The sequence below is a fragment of the Pyxidicoccus fallax genome (genome assembly GCF_012933655.1).
In the GTDB taxonomy this organism is placed as follows: Bacteria; Myxococcota; Myxococcia; order Myxococcales; family Myxococcaceae; genus Myxococcus; species Myxococcus fallax.
The window spans coordinates 1-1,613 of sequence record NZ_JABBJJ010000689.1 but is presented as its reverse complement, the minus strand read 5'-3'; the positions used below and the strand labels follow the sequence as shown (position 1 = coordinate 1,613).

The window sequence follows — 1,613 nt, the reverse complement described above, 5'->3', positions numbered from 1 at the left end:
GTCCGGGCCCGCTCCGTCTCTCCCAGCACCGCGCGCTTCGCGCCAGCCTCCGCCAGCGCCTTCTGCGCCTCCGAGGCCCGGGCCGCCCGCGCGGCCTCCGCCTCCGCCCACCGGCGCTCCGCCTCCTCCGCCGCCTTCACCGGGGCCCGGAAGGACTCCGCCGCGCGCACCGCCTCCAGCCGCTCCGCCCGGGGCGCCGCCGCCTCCACCGCCGACGCCGCCTCGGCCACCTTCGTCTCGGCCGCCAGCTCCGCGCCCAGCAGCGCCGCCCGCTCCGAGTGCCACGTCGCCGCGCCCTCCGCCGCCGCGAGCCGCGCCTCCACCGCCGCCCGCTCCGTGGCCTCCTCGCCGAGCCGCACCTCCGCCGCCGCCCGCTCCGCCTCCGGCATCAGGGCAATCGCCGCCAGCCCCTGCGCCCGCCGCGTCAGCTCCTCCTGCTCCTTGCGATTCTTCTCGTGCGCGGCGACGGACAGCCGGCTGTACACCTCCGTGCCCGTCATCCGCTCCAGCAGCTCCGCGCGCTCGCTGGCGTCGGCCTTCAGGAAGGCGGCGAACTCGCCCTGCGCCAGCAGCGCCGAGCGGCGGAACTGGTCGAACGACAGCCCCAGCCGCTCCTGGATGGCCGCCAGCACCTCGCTCTTGGTGCGGCCGAACTGCTGGCTGGTGGCCACGTCCACCAGGGACATCTCCTGCGGCCGGAAGCGCCCTTCCGCGCGGTTGCGCGCCCGCCACACCGACCAGCGCGCCCGGTAGCGCCGCCCGTCCTTCCCCAGGAAGTCCACCTCGGCGAAGCCCTCGCCGGCCCCGCGCCGCAGCATGCCGCGCACGTCGTACGCCAGCAGCCGCGCGTCCTCGTCCTCGTCGGCCCGGCCCACCGGCGCGCCGCCGCGCCCGCCCAGCCGGGGCGTGCGGTCGAACAGCGCCAGGCACATGGCGTCCAGCAGCGTGCTCTTGCCCGCGCCCGTGGCGCCCGTAATGGCGAACAGGCCCAGCCGGTCCAGCGGAGGCTGGTCCAGGTCCATGGCGAAGTCGCCCGCGAAGCTCGTCAGGTTGGAGCCGCGAATGGCGAGAATCTTCATGACGCCTCCTCCTGCACCTCGGTCAGGAGCGTGTGGAAGGCCTCCAGCAGCACCGGGGCCGGAGGCTCCTGGAAGTCGCGCGCGTAGCGGGCCCGGAAGACGTCCTCGGGCGTGCGCTCCTTCAGCGACAGGCCGGGCTGCGCCTCCGCCAGCGCGCCACCGGTGCCCGTGTACGCGGGCGTCAGCTTCACCAGCCGCGCCGCCTTGCCCTCCAGCACCTTCTCCACCTTGTGCCGCAGCGACGGCTCCGGCCGGGGCAGCGCCACGCAGACCTCCAGGTACGGCCGCCGCCACTCCGGCGAGTCCTCCTCGTGGTCCGGCAGCGCCGCCAGCAGCGCCACCACTTCGTCCAGCGGCACCGCGTCCCGCGCGGGCACCCGCACCATGTCCGTGCTGCGCGGCACCGTCAGCGGACGCACGCTCTCGAGCGCGTCACCCTTCAGCTCCACCAGCAGCACCTGGTGCCGGTAGCCCGCCTCCGACAGCGACAGCGGCAACGGCGAGCCGCTGTAGCGCACGCCCTCGCGCCCACCC

The 1,613-nt window shown here is 76.1% G+C and carries 2 protein-coding genes; both read right to left on the bottom strand.

Annotated features, from left to right (window positions below; genetic code table 11):
- The coding region (locus HG543_RS53525) for an AAA family ATPase (RefSeq protein ID WP_169352657.1) at positions 1–1,079 on the bottom strand (1,079 nt) is incomplete at its 3' end.
- Positions 1,076–1,613, bottom strand: a 538-nt coding sequence (locus HG543_RS53520; protein WP_211194813.1) for an exonuclease SbcCD subunit D C-terminal domain-containing protein, incomplete at its 5' end; no start/stop codon positions are given. The genes HG543_RS53520 and HG543_RS53525, both read right to left, overlap by 4 nt.